Genomic DNA, 15,291 nt, shown 5'->3' with positions numbered 1-15,291 from the left:
GGGGGCGGACAAGTGGAACGTGCGGGGGAACGAGCCACGGCGGGCGGCGAGCGGCACCCCGCCGCACCGGCACGGCGGACGGGACCGGCGCTGGAACTGCTGGTCCACGGCGTCGGCGGCACCACGCCGGAGAAGATGCTCGACGATCCGCGCACCGTGCGCGTCACCGGCGACGACACGGCCGCCGTCTTCCGGCGCGCCGAGGACGCCGACGCGGAGTCCCGGCCCGCCGCCCACCGCGGCCGCCCGGTGCCCGAGGCGTACGTGTGGTGCAACCTCACCTCCGGCAACGGCAGCCGCGCCCTGTGGCTGCTGCTCCTGCCGTTCATGGTCGTCAACCTGGCCCACTGGATGCGCCCCGCCGCCCGCGGACGCCCCCGCACGGTGCGCTGGTACGGGTTACTGGTGCGGCTCGCCGGGCTGACCCTGACGGTGCTGCTGGTCGCTGCCGCCTGCGAGGTCGCCCTGGACCTCGCGGCCTGGCAGTGCGCGGGCACGCGCGCGTGCGCCGCCCGGCACTCCTGGCTGGGCTTCCTGTCGCCCGCCGGGGGCGGCTGGTGGAGCCGGCCCGGCCGCCGCCTCGCGCTGGCCGCGCTGGTGCCGGCCGCGCTCACCGGCCTGCTGTGGTACCTCTCCCACCGCACCTGGGCCGCCTACGAGTCCCAGCAGCCCCTCTCCCGCGACCCGGAAGACCCGGACGGCGGGGACGAGACGGCCGAGACGGCCGGGGACGGCGCGCTGGGCCGGCCCGGCTTCTGGTACGGCCGCCGCCTGGTGGCCCGGCTGCGCGCCGCGCACACCGCCGCCGGCCTGCTCACGGTGGCCGCCGCCGTCACCGTACCGGCCGCGCTCTTCGACCACCGGGCGGGCGGGCCCGCACCGCTGGACGTGCTGGGCCGGGCCCTGGAGGCGGCGCTGGCCGCCGCGGCGCTGGCCGTGGTGGCGGTGGTGGGCCGGCGCGGCCGCAGCGAGGACCACCTCGACCGGCACCTCGACCGGCACCTCGTGCGCGGCCTGCCGCTGGGCGCGCTCGCCCTGCTGCTCGCCGCCGCGGTGTACGCCGGCTGGGAGCGGCCCGGGTGGCGCTCGACGGGCCGGCTGCCCGGCCAGGAGGCCTTCGCCGCCCTCGCCCTCACCCAGGGGGCGCTGGTGGTCGCCCTCGCCGTGACCGCGGGCGTCCTGCACCGCACCGGCCCGCAGCCGCGCGCCGCCCTGCGCGGCCTGGGCGGCCCCGCCGTCGCCCTGCTGGCCTGCTCCCTGGGCGGCGTCATGTCCGGCGGCCTGGCGCAGCGCGTCTCCGACTGGCTGGACGGCACCGGCACCTTCCTGCCCGGCCCCCCGGTCCTGCTGACCTGGCAGGCGTCCGTGATCCCGCCGCTGCTGCTGGTGCTGCTGGCGCACTGCGCCCTGCTGGCCCACCGCACCTGGCGGCTGGCGCGTGCCGAGCGGGCCGCGGTGGAACTCGACCACCCCGGCGAGCCGCGCGACCCGGCCCGCACCCGCGCCATCGCCCGTGCCCGCGCGATGGCCGGGCTCACCGACTCCGCGCCGCGCGTCCTGGCGGTCGCGACCGCCGCCACCTTCGCCCTGGGCGCCGTCGCCCTCGCCGGGGCCCTGGCCACCGACCGGACGCCCGAGCAGGCCGCGCGGCACACCCCCGCCTTCGTCCAGGGCGCCGCCGAGACCGTGCAGGCACTGGGCTCCTGGCTGATCGGCCTCGGCTTCCTGCTGTTCGTCACCTGGGGCCGCCGCGCCTACAAGGACGCCTCCGCGCGCCGCACCATCGGCATCCTGTGGGACGTCGGCACCTTCTGGCCGCGCGCCGCCCACCCCTTCGCCCCGCCCTGCTACGCCGAGCGCGCCGTGCCCGACCTGACGTGGCGGATGGCCACCTGGACCCGGGCCACCGGCGGCCGGCTGGTGCTGTCCGGGCACTCCCAGGGCAGCGTCCTGGCCGCCGCGGCCGCCTGGCAGCTCACCCCGCAGGTGCGCCGCCGGGTCGCCCTGCTGACGTACGGCTCACCGCTGGAGCGGCTCTACGGCCGCTGGTTCCCCGCCCACTTCGGTCCCGCCGCCCTCGCCGCACTGCACCGGGACGTCGACTGCTGGCGCAACCTGTACCGGCTCACCGACCCCATCGGCGGCCCGGTCCGCCTGCCCGACGGCTGCGGGCCCGAGGTGGACCACCCGCCCCTGAAGGACCCGCTGGCCTACGGCCGCACGCCCCTGCACCCGCTGCCCGCGCCCGTCCTCGGCCACTCCGACTACCAGGCCGACCCGGTCTTCGCCGAGGAACGCGCCCGGCTGCTGGCCCGGTTGCAGCACAGGGCGCCGCAGGAGCCGTCCCCCGGCGGCCCGCCGCAGGAGCCGGCCCTCGACGACCTGCCGGAGGGTCCGCTTCCCGGCGGCCCGCCACAGGAGCCGGCCGTCGGCCCGGCGGAAGGGGTCTTCCCGGCGCAGGCGCGGGGGCCGGGGACCCGTGAGGACGCGCCCGGCGCGGGCGCGGGGGCCGGGGCCCCGTGAGGACGTGCCCGGCGCGGGCGGTCAGGGCAGCTCGGGCAGGTCCTCCGGGTAGAGCAGGCTCAGGTCGTCCTTGGTCGGCTCCGGGAGCTGGGCGACCCGGCCCGCGTGACGCTCCACCATCGCCTCGAACGTCTGCCGCGCGGTGCGGCCGTTGCCGAAGGCCGGACCCTTGGGGATCGCCTCGAAGTACTTCAGCAACGCCTCCGCTGTGCCCGGCGCGAGCCGGTACTCGTGCTCCTCGGCCTGCTGCTCGACGATCCGCAGCAGCTCCTCGGGCCCGTAGTCGTCGAAGGTGATGGTGCGTGAGAACCGGGACGCCACACCCGGGTTGACCGACAGGAAGTGCTCCATCTCCGCCGTGTAGCCCGCGACGATCACCACCACCGCGTCCCGGTGGTCCTCCATCAGCTTCACCAGCGTGTCGATGGCCTCCTTGCCGAAGTCGCGGCCCGCGTCCTGCGGCGACAGCGCGTACGCCTCGTCGATGAACAGCACCCCGCCGCGCGCCCGTTCGAACGCCTCCTGGGTGCGGATCGCCGTGGAGCCGATGTGCTCGCCGACCAGGTCCACCCGGGACACCTCCACCAGGTGGCCCTTCTCCAGCACGCCGAGGGCGGCGAGGATCTCGCCGTAGAGGCGGGCGACCGTCGTCTTGCCGGTGCCGGGGGAGCCGGTGAAGACCAGGTGGCGCTTGACGGAGGCGGCCTTCAGGCCCGCCTGCTGCCGGCGCCGGCCGACCTCGATCATGTCGGTCAGGGCGCGCACCTCGCGCTTGACGCTCTCCAGGCCCACCAGGGCGTCGAGTTGCGCGAGCACCTCCTGGGCGCTGCGCGCCGGTCGCTCCGGTTCCGGCGCGGCCGGGGCGGGCGGCGGCGTGCTCTCCCGCGGGCCGGGGATGCCGCCCAGCAGGCCGGGGGAGGAGGGCGCCGGCTGCACGGCCGTCTCCCGCACCGCGGGCGGCCGGATCCCGGCGCTCTCGTCGCTGGTGCAGTCCTCCACGACCGGGCCCGCGCCGGAGGCCGCGTCGCCGCCCGCGTCGGCGAGCTCGTACCCGCCGCGCGCGCACCGCTCCGTACGGCACTTGCGCAGCGTCGTACGGCTGCCGTCGATCACGTGGAAGCCGTAGCCGCCGCTGCCCGTCACCCGGCAGCCGACGAATGTCCCGCGGCCGCCGGCCGACACGTACACGCCGGCCTCGGCCGGGGAGTCGACCGTGCAGCGCTCGACGGTGGGATCGGCGCCCTTGGTGACGATCACGCCGGTCTGCGTACCGTCGATCGTGCAGTTGCTGAGCGTGCCGCCGCTGCCGTGGTCGCGGAACCAGGCGCCCGTGGCCGCGTCCCGGATGCGGCAGTCGTCGAGCTGGGCGACGGCGCCGTCGCTCACCGACACGGCCGTGTTGCGCACCTGCGTCAGGTCGCTGTCGACGACGTCCGCGCGCGAACCCCGGTCCAGCACGAACAGGGCGTCCGGCACGTCGTGCACCCGGCAGGAGTCGAGGACCGCGGTGGCACCGTCGCTGACCCACACGGCCGGGTAGTCGCCGGTGCTGTCGAAGATCTCGCACTGGTTGGCGTCCACGCGGGTGCCCGGGTCCCACACCGACAGCCCATTGCGCCCGAACTGACGCACCGTCGTCCGCGTCAGCGTCAGCACCGCACGCGACCTGAGGTCGATCGCGTTCTCCGGGATGTCGTGGATGCGGCAGTCGGCGAGGGTGAGCACGGCCTCGGTGTCGAGGGTGACGCCGTCCGCGGTGGTGCGGTGCACGTCGCAGTCGGTCAGGTGGGCGGTGGCCCGCCCGGTCACCTGCAGGCCGCTGCCGCGCACCTCGTGGACCTCGCATCCCACCGCCTCCAGCGTGGAGTTGTCGCCGGTGACCGCCAGGCCCGGGCCAAAGGCGTGGTGGACGCGGCAGCGCTCCAGACGGGGGCGGGCGCCGGAGCGGACCGCGACGCCCTCCTGGCCGGCCGCCGTCACCTCGCACTCCTCGAAGACGCCGCCGGCGCCGTCGAGGACGGCGATGCCGATGCCGGCCGGATTGTCCACGGTGCAGCGCCGCACCGTCGGCCGGGCGCCGCCGCGCACCTCGATGCCGGTCGCGGAGCGGGTGACGACGCGCACGTCCCGCAGCTCCGGTGTGCCCTCCTCGACCAGCAGCGCGGGCACGGTCGCGTCCTGGCCCTCGACGTGCAGGTCCCGCACGACCGCCGAGGCCCGCACGGTCAGCGGCACGCCGTCCGCGGGGGCGATCCGCACCGAGCCGGCGGAGCCCTCGGCGCCGCGCAGGGTCACGGCCCGCTGGACCACCAGGTTCTCGCGGTAGGTGCCGGGGGCGATGGTGAGGACGTCGCCGTCGGCCGCGGCCTCCAGGGCGGCGGCGAGCGATGCGTACTCACCCGTGCGGCGCCGCCACCGCGACGTGCCGGTGTGCGTCACCTGGACCGTGCCCTGTGCCATGTGCTGCCGTGCCCCCACCTCGTCGTACGCGGGTTGATGCCGAAGGCGCCGCGTGGTGCGGCCGGTCCACCGTAGCGTGCGCGCAGGTGGCCGGTGGACCGGAGCCCGAACACCGCCCGGAGGCCGTCAGCTGCCGGTGCCCATACGGCCCCAGTCCGGGCCGGCCCGCTGCCAGGCCCGGTCCCACTGCGCGAACCGGCGCCGCATCAGACGCCACACGACCAGGCGCCTGGCGCCCTCCACGATGCCCGCGGCGGGCAGCGCCGCGCCGACTCCGGCCAGGACGGCGTGGACGGTCGCCGCGGCCGGGTCCAGCGGGCGGGGCACTATGCGGCCGTGCCGGTCGGTCCACAGCGGGAAGCGGTCGCCCGGACGCGGCGTTTGCAACGGGGCGAGGAGCGGGCCGCGGTGCCGGGTGCCGTCCGGCGCGGTCCATGCGGCCGTCACCCGGCTGCGGACCACCCGCGAGGTCTCGGGGTCCGCGTCCGATTCCGGCGCGACGGTGCCGAGCCGCCCGAGGACGGTGGCCGTCACCAGGTGCCGGGCCTGGCGCTGTTCCCGGACGGACTTCTGCAGCACGCCCTGCACGGCGGAACCGACGAGCCAGCCGGTCACGGGCGAGGCGACCACGACCAGCAGCAGGGCCACCAGCGCCGTCCACGCCTCGACCAGATCGGTCGTACGGCACAGCGGGTTGCGCCGCCAGCGCCACAGGCCGCTGAGAGCTCGCACCGTCCCGCACCCCCTTTCCCGCTCCGTCATGGCCCGGGCGGAGCCGTCCGTGCGGACGCCGGGCGGAAAGAGCGCGACGTCACCCGCGACCGGACCGCCCACGGACTGCTCGAAGTCCCGGCGACCTCCCAACGACCGGGCCCCGCACGGGGTTCCCGCGCCGCGCCGCGGGCCGCGGCGGCGACCGCCGCGCGGTCCGCGGTCTGCGCGGTCGGGCGGTCTGCGCGGCACCCCGGGTTCAGGCGAGGACCTTCACCGGGTCCCCGACGCGGATGGTGCCGGGCGAGCGGGGCACCAGGTGCTGCCCGAAGACCAGCTTGTCCCCGAAGCGGCGGTGGCGGCCCAGGGTGCGCAGCGGCTCGCGGCCACGCTCCGCGGTGCTCTGGTCGACCGTGGTGACCACGCAGCGTCCGCAGGCGTTGGCGACGCGGAAGGTCACCTCACCGATGGTGATGTGCGACCAGTCGTCCTCCGCCCAGGGCTCGGTGCCGGAGACGACCACGCTCGGCCGGAAGCGGTTCATCGGCAGCGGGCCCTCGTGCGCGTGGTCGCCTTGTGCGATCAGGGAGTTGAGGGCGTCCAGGGAGGCCGGCGAGGTCAGCAGCAGGGGGCACTCGTCGGCGAAGGAGACGGTCTCGCCGGGCAGCCCGTACGCCGGTGCGACGGGCCTGCGGCGCGCGGGATCGTCCATGTGCACCAGGCGGACCTCCTGCCCGAGGTAGTCGCTGCACCAGGCGTGCGCGGCGGCGTCGGCGGCCGGGACGGCCGCCACCTCGGTGCCGAAGATGTCCACCATGACCGTCCGCGCGGGCGGCGGAACGGGCACGCCGATCGGTTCCCGTCCGGGCGCGGACAGACGAACGCCGCCGCCGGGCAGGAGCTCGGCGGCGGCGAGCGCGAGGTGTGGCTGCTGGCGTTGCGTGACGACCTTTCCCCCGTCGTCGATCAGCACCCAGCGTCGGTCTCCGGCCAGGCCCCAGGGCTCCACGACGGCCTCCCGGAGCGCAACACCCCGGAACGCCTTGACCGGATGGACGTGTATCGAACACAGCTCCGCACTCCCCATGGGGCCATCGTGCCAGGAAACGCCGACGGCCCCGGGGAGAACGGCTCAGTAGCCGCGGTACTGCTGGTTGTTGTACGGGTCCTGGTACGGCGTCGGCGCGGGCCGGGGGGACGCCGGCCGCATCGCCTCGTAGCCCGTGCCCGGTGCGACCGGGCGGGGCGGCTGCGGCTGCGGGCCGGGGTAGCCGCGGGGCGCGGTGGCCTGCTGCGGGATGTAGGCCGCGGGCGCCTGCTGCAGCGGTGCGGGCTGCGGCGTCTGCGGGTAGCCGTAGGCGGGCTGGGACGGGGCCGACGGCAGTGCGGGCAGCGCCGAGGGCAGGGACGGCAGGTGGCTGCCTGCGTCATAGGGAGCGGGCACCCGGATGGGGGCGATCTGCGGGGTACCGCGCTCGGCGACGAGCGAGTCGTAGATCGGGGTGTCCGGGAAGGAGGCGGAGGAGTAGTAGCCGCCACCGTAAGTGGAGCGGGGGGAGGTCATGGCACATAAGTTAAGCCCACGATGTGCTGGTTGGGGAGACCGATAAGAGGCTTGTTTTCCGTGTCGGCGGTGACGCGGGATACCCAATGCGAGCGAAGTCGGCGAAAAGGGACGGCGAGAAGAGCGGCAATCTGATAAAGGCCGAGTTCCAGGCGGGTTACCGCGGGTCGCCGGGACGGACCGCCGGGGCCGCCCCGGCGCCGGATTCCTGCCGCCCGGACGTACTTCCGCCCGCGTCCTGCGAGTTCGCCGTCCTGCCCCGTAGGTTGGTTCCACGGGCAGGCGGCGGACGGGCGGACAGCGGCCGGCCCGCGGCCGGCGCGGCGGGGCGGCGACAGGGCAGTGGCGGGGCAGTGGCGGGGCAGGGACAGGGACAGGGCAAGCGGGGCAAGCAGAACAAGGCGGAGCAAGGGGGACGCGAATGTCGATGCCGAAGGGCGCCAACGTGCCGGTGCCGACCACGGTGTTGCGGGTCGAGCTGGGCCGGCGCACCGGCCCGGGCGTACCGGACGTGGACGCCTCCGCGCTGCTGCTGACCGGCGGGAAGGTCCGCTCCGACGCCGACTTCGTCTTCTACAACCAGCCGGCCCACCCCTCCGGCGCGGTGCGGCACGCGGGCCGGCGCACCGCCGGCGACCGCGTCACCGACACCCTCGACGTCGACCTCGCGCGCGTGGAGGGCGCCGTCGAGACGATCGTCCTGGCCGCCTCCGCCGACGGCGGCACCTTCGGCCGGGTCCCCGACCTGTACATCGAGGTCCGGGACGCCGCGCGGGACACCGTGGTGGCCCGTTTCGACAGCCGGGACGCGACCGTGGAGACGGCGTTCGTGCTCGGCGAGTTGTACCGCCGACAGGGCGGCTGGAAGTTCCGCGCCGTCGGACAGGGCTACGACAGCGGGCTGGAGGGCCTGGCCACGGACTACGGCATCACCGTCGACGAACCCCGGCACCCGGCCCCGCCCGCCCCCGCGCCGACACCCCCGCGTACCGCCCCCGCCCCGCCCGCCGCCTTCCCGGCCACCGTGCCGCCGCCACCGTCCGCTCCGCCGCCGCCCGCCGCGGCCCCGGTCTCCCCCGTCCGCCTGAGCAAGGTCACGCTCACCAAGGCGGCCCCCTCGGTGTCGCTCGCCAAGCAGGGCGGCACCTCCGGCTTCCTGCGCGTCAACCTCAACTGGCGGATGCGCGGGCAGCCGTCCGGCCGGGGCGGCTTCGGCCGCAGCGCGCCGGCGGACCTCGACCTCGACCTGTGCGCGCTGTGGGAGCTGGCGGACGGCCGCAAGGGCGTCGTGCAGGCCCTCGGCAACGCCTTCGGCGCACTGCACCAGCCGCCGTACATCCACCTGGACGGCGACGACCGCACCGGCGCCGTGGCCACCGGCGAGAACCTCACCGTCAACCTCGACCACAGGCAGGACTTCCGGCGCATCCTCGTCTTCGTCACCATCTACGAGGGCGCCCGCTCCTTCGCCGGGCTGCACGCCACCGTCACGCTGCAGCCGCAGCACGGCGCCCCCGTCGACTTCTCCCTCGACGAGTGCACGGTCCCCTCCCCGGTGTGCGCGCTCGCCCTGCTCACCCGCGTCGGCGGCGACCTGGTGGTCCAGCGCGAGGCCCGCTACCTGGTGCCCGAGCCCGGGGTCAGCCCGCAGCGCACCGTCGACCGCGCCTACGGCTGGGGCATGCACTGGACCCCGGGACGCAAGTGAGTCCGGCGCGGCCCCGCCCGCCTCACCCCTCGTCGGGCACCGTGTCCGGGCGGGCGTAGGTGCGGCCCTTCCACGCGGCGCCGCGGCCCCGGTGGTGCCGCACCGCCGAGTCCACCGTCATCAGCAGGTACAGCAGCGCGGTGCACGGCAGCAGGGGAGCGAGCCACAGCGGCTGGCGGTAGTAACGCAGCATCGGGACGTACGTCGCCGTCATCACCAGCCAGGCGAGCGCGCCGAGCGCCGCGGCGGTCGTACGCCCTGCGGCCAGGCCCGCGATCAGGGCGGCCGGCGGCACCAGGTAGACCAGGGCGAGCCCGGCGACCGTGCCGAGCAGCAGCAGCGGGTTGTGGCGCAGCTGGGCGTAGGCGCTGCGCGAGACCATGCGCCACAGGTCGGACAGCCGCGGGTAGGGCCGCACGCTGTCCACCCGGTCCGCCAGGCCCAGCCAGACGCGGCCCCCGGCGCACTTGACGGCGCGGGCGAGCGCCACGTCGTCGATGACGGCGTGCCGGATGGCGTCCGGGACGCGTGCCCGCTCGGCGGCGTCGGCGCGCAGCAGCACGCAGCCGCCCGCCGCGGCCGCCGTACGCGTCCCGGGCCGGCCGACCCACCGGAAGGGGTACAGCTGCGCGAAGAAGTACACGAAGGCCGGCACGACCAGCCGCTCCCACAGGCTCGCCACCCGCAGCCGCGCCATCTGCGACACCGCGTCCCAGCCCCCGCCGCGGGCCGCCGCCACCAGCGTGCGCAGGCTGTCCGGCGCGTGCGCGATGTCGGCGTCCGTCAGCAGCAGGTACTCGGGGGCACGCGCGCGGGCCAGGGCGATGCCGTGCCGCACGGCCCACAGCTTCCCCGTCCAGCCCGCGGGCGGCTCACCGGGCGGCGTCGTCACCGTCAGCGGCAGCCCGCCGTGCCGCCGCGCCAGCGCGCGGGCCAGCTCACCGGTGCCGTCACCGCTGTGGTCGTCGACGAGGAACACCTCCGCCCGCCCCGGGTAGTCCTGCGCCAGCAGCGACGGCAGGCTCGACGGCAGCACGGCGGCCTCGTCCCGCGCGGGCACCACGACGCACACCGGCGGCCACTCGTCCGGATCCCGGCGCGGCGGCAGCCTGACGTCGGTGCGCCAGAAGAAACCCTGACCGAGCAGCAGCCACAGCCAGGCGGCGAGTGACACGGCGGGTATCACGGTCCACACGATCGCGCTCACGCGCGCAGTCTGCCCCACCGGGCCGGTCCGACACGGCCCATCGTCTATCGTGGCCGGGTGAAGATCGCGCTCATGGACTCCGGAATCGGGCTGCTGGCGGCCACCGCCGCGGTGCGGCGCCTGCGCCCCGACGCAGATCTGGTGCTCTCCCTGGACCCCGACGGCATGCCCTGGGGGCCGCGCACACCCGAGGACGTCACCCAGCGCGCCCTGGCCGTCGCCGAGGCCGCCGCGGCCCACCGGCCCGACGCCCTGATCGTGGGCTGCAACACCGCCAGCGTGCACGCCCTGACCGCGCTGCGCGCCCGCCTGGAGCCGGACCTGCCGGTCATCGGCACGGTGCCCGCGATCAAACCGGCCGCGGCCGGCGGCGGACCGCTGGCGATCTGGGCCACCCCCGCCACCACCGGCAGCCCCTACCAGCGGGGCCTGATCCGCGACTTCGCCGCCGGCGTGCGGGTCACCGAGGTGCCCTGCCCGGGCCTGGCCGAGGCGGTGGAGCGCGCCGACCAGGCGGCGATCGACGCCGCCGTCGCCGCGGCCGCCGCCCTCACCCCCGAGGACGTCACCACCGTCGTCCTCGGCTGCACCCACTACGAACTGGTCGCCGAGCGCATCCGCGCCGCCCTGCACCGGCCCGGCCGGGGACCGCTCGTGCTGCACGGCTCCGCCGGCGCGGTGGCCGCCCAGGCGCTGCGCCGCATCGGTGCCCGGCCCGCCCCCGACGCCTCGGCCGAGGGCCGCCTGACCGTGCTGCTCAGCGGGCGCGAGGGCCCGCTGCCGCAGGCCGCCCTGGCCTACCCGGAGGGCCGGCACCTGCCGCTGACCAGCCCCGCCCACTGACCGCCCACCCCCGCCGCGCTCCGCCGGCCGGTCACCCCGCGCGCCCGCTTCGCGCGGCGGAACCTGAGTAACCTCGTAGCCATGAGGGATCCCGCGCACGGACGGCACGGCCCGCACCCCGACGTCTGGACCGGACACGCCACCAACCGGCTCCAGTGGCTGCTGGCGCTCATCGGCGCCGCCTGCATGGCGCTCGGCATCCAGCTCGCCGTCGAAGCGCCGTGGACGTCCGGCCTGGTCCCGCTGGTCATGTCCGTCGTCGGCTGCATCGCCGCCGGGCTGCTGGTCCTCTTCGGCACCCTCGCCTTCGTGCGCGTCGCCCTGCGGGTCGACCGGGATCACCTGGAGGTGCGCTGCGGCCACATCGGCGTGCCGCGCCGCCGCATCCCCCTCTCCCAGGTGGCGGGCGCCGAGTTCGCCCCCCACGTCACCCCCTGCCACTGGGGCGGCTGGGGCTACCGCTGGCGGCCCGAGAAGGGCACCGCCGTCGTCGTGCGCCGCGGCGAGGGCGTGGTGCTGCGCCTGTGGGACGGCCACGTCTTCACCGTGACCGTCGACGACGCCGAGGCCGCCGTGCGCGTCATCCGCGACCGGCTGCGCTCCCGCACCTCCGGCACCGCACGCTGAGCGCACCGCGCGCCGCACGGCTCCGCCCGCGTGTGGGCTCACGGCGTGAGACTGCCGCGCCGCCGCCGCGATTGCGCCGCGGCCCCCGTGCCGCCCTCGCCGAGCGGGCGGGCGGTGGCGACACCGGCGAGCAGTCCCGCGCCCACCGACACCGCGGTGAAGCTCAGCGCGTTGCCGACGGCGGCGCACGCCGCCAGGACCGTCAGGGCCGCGCCCGCGGTGAGCACCACCGGGGTCGGCCGCGGCGAGCGCCACAGGGCGTACAGCACCCAGCAGAACACCGCGGCCGGCAGCGCCAGGCCCGGCAGCCCCTGCTCGGCCGCCTGCTGCAGCGGCGCCGAGTGCGGCCTGCCGTCCGGAACGAGGGACTGCGCGGCGGTCGTACCGAGGTCGCCGAAGCGGCCCGGGCCGACGCCCAGCGCCGCGTTGTCCCGGGCCAGAGCCAGCGCCTCGCGCCACAGCCGCACCCGGTGCCGCGTGAGCCGCCCCTCCAGGGCCACGGCCGGACCGGCGGGCAGCACCTGCGTGGCCAGCGCCCAGACCGTCCCGGCCACCAGCGCCGCGGCCGCGGCCGGCGGCCAGGGAACACAGCAGCACGGCGGCACAGGCGAGACATCCGGCGACCGAGCCGAGGGCGGCCGCGGTCACCGCGACGGCGGCGGCCAGCGCGCGCAGGGCGAACCGCGCGGCCGGCGCGGCGGCCGCCCACGCGGCGCAGCAGGCGGCACCCGAGGCGAGGGCCAGCAGGGCGGCCGTGGCGCCGGCGTGCCCGGCGGGGGTCACCAGGTCCGAGTCCGGTGCCAGCCGCGGCACGGTCACGGCCAGCCCGGTACCGGCCAGTGCCCCGGCGCCCGGGACGGCGACCGGGAGCAGCGCCCCGCCGATGCGGCCCGCGGCGTACCCCGCGGCCACGGCCGGCACCGCCAGCAGCACTCCCTCCGGGCGGCCGTCCCGCATCGAGCCGGTGATCACCGACCAGGCGGCGCAGGCCCCCAGCAGGCCCACCCCCACCACGTCGGAAACGGTTCGTCTGCCGTCGTCCGTCTCGGCCGTCCCGGCAGCCCTGTCAGTCTCGGCCGTCCTGTCCGTCTCCGCGTCCGCCATGGACGCCCCCCCCGTGGACCGCATGCCTCGCCCCCACACAACCGGTCACCCGCGACCCCGCCCCGCCCGCCGGCGCGGGGCCCCGGCCCACCGTAGCGGTCGGCGACCGCTTTGGGCACGGGACGGGCGGCGACTGCGGGCGCTCGGGTACTCGGGTGCTCGGGAGCCTGGGCGCGTGGGCCGCGGGATCGATGTCGCCGGAGCCGCCGACGCCGCCGAAGTTGCCCGAGCCGCCGGGGTTGCCGGAGCTGCCGAGGTTGTCGGCCACGACATCACCCGCCGTACACTCCCCGGGTGACCGTCACCGCACCAACCGTCGGCGAGCAGGACCGACTCCGGCCGCAGCCGGCGCCCACGTCCTGGGCTGCCAGGCTCCGCCGCCTCGTTCCGGCCGCCGCCGCGGCGCTCTGCGGAGTGCTGCTCTACGTCAGCTTCCCGCCGCGCACCCTGTGGTGGCTGGCCCTGCCCGCCTTCGCCGGCCTCGGCCGGGTGCTGTACGGCCGGAGCTGGAAGGCGGGCCTCGGCCTCGGCTACCTCTTCGGACTGGGCTTCCTGCTGCCGCTGCTGGTGTGGACCGGCGTCGAGGTCGGCGCCGGGCCGTGGCTGGCCCTGGTCGCCGTCGAGGCGGTCTTCGTCGCCCTCGTCGGCGCCGGCGTCGCCGCCGTGTCCCGGCTGCCGGGATGGCCGGTGTGGGCGGCGGCGGTGTGGACCGCCGGCGAGGCCGCACGCGCGCGCGTGCCCTTCGGCGGCTTCCCCTGGGGCAAGATCGCCTTCGGGCAGGCGGACGGCGTCTTCCTGCCGCTCGCCGCGGTGGGCGGCACCCCGGTGCTCGGCTTCGCCGTCGTCCTGTGCGGCTTCGGCCTCTGCGACGTCCTGCGGCTCGTGGCCCGGCGGCCGGGCGTGCGCGCCCTGCGCCGCCCGGCCGCCGTCACCGCGCTGCTGAGCGTCGCCGTCCCCCTCGCCGGGGCGTCGGCCGCCCGCACCCTGATCAGTGACCGGGCCGAGGACGGCACCGCGACGGTCGCCGTCATCCAGGGCAACGTGCCGCGCGCGGGCCTGGACTTCAACGCCCAGCGGCGCGCCGTCCTCGATTACCACGCGCGCGAGACCGAGCGGCTGGCCGCCGAGGTGAAGGCCGGCAAGACGCCCCGGCCCGACTTCGTACTGTGGCCCGAGAACTCCTCCGACATCGACCCCTTCGCCAACTCGGACGCGCGCGTCGTCGTCGACAACGCCGCCAAGGCGATCGGCGTGCCGGTCTCGGTGGGCGCCGTCGTCGAACGCGACGGACGGCTGTACAACGAGCAGATCCTGTGGGACCCGGTGAAGGGCCCCGAGCAGACCTACGACAAGCGGCAGATCCAGCCCTTCGGCGAGTACCTGCCGCTGCGCTCGCTGCTCGGCGCGATCAACCCGGACTGGACCGCCATGGTCCGCCAGGACTTCAGCCGCGGCGGCACGCCCGGCGTGTTCACCGTGAGCGGCACCGAGGTGGGCCTGGCCACCTGCTACGAGGCCGCGTTCGACTGGGCCGTGCGGGACACCGTCACCCACGGCGCGCGGCTGATCTCCGTGCCGAGCAACAACGCGACCTTCGACCGCAGCGAGATGACCTACCAGCAGCTCGCCATGTCCCGCATCCGTGCGGTCGAGCACAGCCGGACCGTCACGGTGCCGGTGACCAGCGGCGTCAGCGCGATCATCATGCCGGACGGGCGGGTCGCCCGGAGGACCGGCATGTTCGTCGCCGGCCATCTGGTCCAGAAGGTGCCGCTGCGCTCCTCGACGACGCCCGCCACCGAGCTCGGCGTCCTGCCCGAGACGCTCCTGGTGCTGCTCGCCGCGGGCGGTCTGGGCCTGGCCGTGCTCGGCGGAGTGCGGCGGCGCCGCGCCGGCGACGCGTAGCCGCACGTGCGCGCCGGTGGCATGAGCCGCGCGCCCGGCGCCCACCCGGCGCCCACGCGGTGCTGTCCGCCGGGCCCGCGCCGACCGCCCGCTAGGGTCGTCGGCATGGCGACTCCCGACTTCATCCGCGCGCTCCGCGCCTCTGCCGGCCACCAGTTGCTGTGGCTGCCCGGTGTCACCGCCGTCGTCTTCGACGACGAGGACCGGGTGCTGCTGGCCCGCCGCGCCGACACCCTCAGGTGGTCGTTGATCGGCGGCATCCCGGAACCCGGTGAGCAGCCCGCCGCGTGCGCCGTACGGGAGGTGCAGGAGGAGACGGCGGTGCGCTGCGCCGCCGAGCGGGTGGTCCTCGTCCAGGCGCTGGCCCCGGTCACCTACGCCAACGGCGACGTCTGCCAGTACATGGACATCACCTTCCGCTGCCGGGCGGTGGGCGGCGAGGCGCGGGTGAACGACGACGAGTCGGTCGAGGTGGGCTGGTTCGCGGTGGACGCGCTGCCGGAACTGGACGAGGGCTGCCTCATGCGGATCAAGCGGGCCCAGTCCGACGACCCCACATGGTTCGACGCCACAAGCCCTCTCTGAAGTATGTGGGCAGACCCCATGGGGTGTGGCCCCGGTGATCCCTAGGGTCGTCGT

General features: G+C 76.4%; 12 protein-coding genes. 6 read left to right on the top strand and 6 right to left on the bottom strand.

Translation table 11 applies throughout. The features are described 5' to 3' along the window. The first annotated feature begins 12 nt into the window (after positions 1-12). A complete protein-coding gene (locus tag IE225_RS24035) occupies positions 13-2,523 on the top strand; it encodes a hypothetical protein (protein WP_373303267.1) in 2,511 nt (836 codons plus the stop codon). Positions 2,524-2,544: 21 nt separating this feature from the next. Here IE225_RS24035 and IE225_RS24030 read toward each other — a convergent pair whose 3' ends face one another. From IE225_RS24030 to IE225_RS24015, 4 genes are all read right to left on the bottom strand, one after another. Next, entirely contained in the window at positions 2,545-4,983 is a 2,439-nt protein-coding gene (locus tag IE225_RS24030; RefSeq protein ID WP_190059676.1) for a right-handed parallel beta-helix repeat-containing protein, read from the bottom strand. A 126-nt stretch (positions 4,984-5,109) separates the two neighbouring features. Next, positions 5,110-5,715: an Rv1733c family protein gene (locus IE225_RS24025; RefSeq protein WP_190059675.1), complete on the bottom strand. Its 606-nt coding sequence runs from the start codon at positions 5,713-5,715 to the stop codon at positions 5,110-5,112. A gap of 238 nt (positions 5,716-5,953) precedes the next feature. After that, positions 5,954-6,781 carry an MOSC domain-containing protein gene (locus IE225_RS24020; RefSeq protein ID WP_190059674.1) on the bottom strand — a complete coding sequence of 276 codons (828 nt, stop codon included), beginning with the start codon at positions 6,779-6,781 and terminating at the stop codon, positions 5,954-5,956. A 45-nt stretch (positions 6,782-6,826) separates the two neighbouring features. Next, complete coding sequence (locus IE225_RS24015; RefSeq protein WP_190059673.1) at positions 6,827-7,258, bottom strand: DUF6643 family protein; 432 nt, start codon at positions 7,256-7,258, stop codon at positions 6,827-6,829. Between the two features lie 427 nt (positions 7,259-7,685). On the opposite strand from IE225_RS24015, the gene IE225_RS24010 reads away from it, so the two are divergent. Next, positions 7,686-8,966: a TerD family protein gene (locus tag IE225_RS24010; protein ID WP_190059701.1), complete on the top strand. Its 1,281-nt coding sequence runs from the start codon at positions 7,686-7,688 to the stop codon at positions 8,964-8,966. A 22-nt stretch (positions 8,967-8,988) separates the two neighbouring features. Here the strand turns inward: IE225_RS24010 and IE225_RS24005 are convergent, their stop codons facing one another. Beyond that, positions 8,989-10,173, bottom strand: a complete 1,185-nt coding sequence (locus IE225_RS24005; protein WP_190059672.1) for a glycosyltransferase — start codon at positions 10,171-10,173, stop codon at positions 8,989-8,991. Positions 10,174-10,230: 57 nt separating this feature from the next. Here IE225_RS24005 and IE225_RS24000 point away from each other — a divergent pair, with 57 nt between their 5' ends. Together IE225_RS24000 and IE225_RS23995 are read left to right on the top strand one after the other, a co-directional pair. Next, on the top strand, positions 10,231-11,016 hold the full coding sequence (locus IE225_RS24000; protein ID WP_190059671.1) for a glutamate racemase: 786 nt from the start codon (positions 10,231-10,233) through the stop codon (positions 11,014-11,016). A gap of 81 nt (positions 11,017-11,097) precedes the next feature. Then, positions 11,098-11,643, top strand: coding sequence for a hypothetical protein (locus IE225_RS23995; RefSeq protein WP_190059670.1), 546 nt, complete (start codon positions 11,098-11,100; stop codon positions 11,641-11,643). Positions 11,644-11,681: 38 nt separating this feature from the next. Here the strand turns inward: IE225_RS23995 and IE225_RS34135 are convergent, their stop codons facing one another. Further along, positions 11,682-12,197 (bottom strand): O-antigen ligase family protein, encoded by a 516-nt coding sequence (locus IE225_RS34135; RefSeq protein WP_373303266.1) that lies wholly within the window; start codon positions 12,195-12,197, stop codon positions 11,682-11,684. Between the two features lie 844 nt (positions 12,198-13,041). Between IE225_RS34135 and lnt the strand changes: the two genes are divergently transcribed. Next, the gene (lnt, locus tag IE225_RS23985) at positions 13,042-14,652 is read left to right on the top strand and encodes an apolipoprotein N-acyltransferase (protein WP_190059669.1); all 1,611 of its coding nucleotides are present in this window, start codon (positions 13,042-13,044) and stop codon (positions 14,650-14,652) included. Positions 14,653-14,757: 105 nt separating this feature from the next. Continuing rightward, complete coding sequence (locus IE225_RS23980) at positions 14,758-15,237, top strand: NUDIX hydrolase (RefSeq protein WP_190059668.1); 480 nt, start codon at positions 14,758-14,760, stop codon at positions 15,235-15,237. The last annotated feature ends 54 nt before the right edge of the window (positions 15,238-15,291 follow it).

Source organism: Streptomyces echinoruber (genome assembly GCF_014651135.1).
GTDB lineage: Bacteria > Actinomycetota > Actinomycetes > Streptomycetales > Streptomycetaceae > Streptomyces > Streptomyces echinoruber.
Note: the sequence above shows the minus strand (reverse complement) of the source record. Positions and strands in the feature narration are given on the sequence as shown.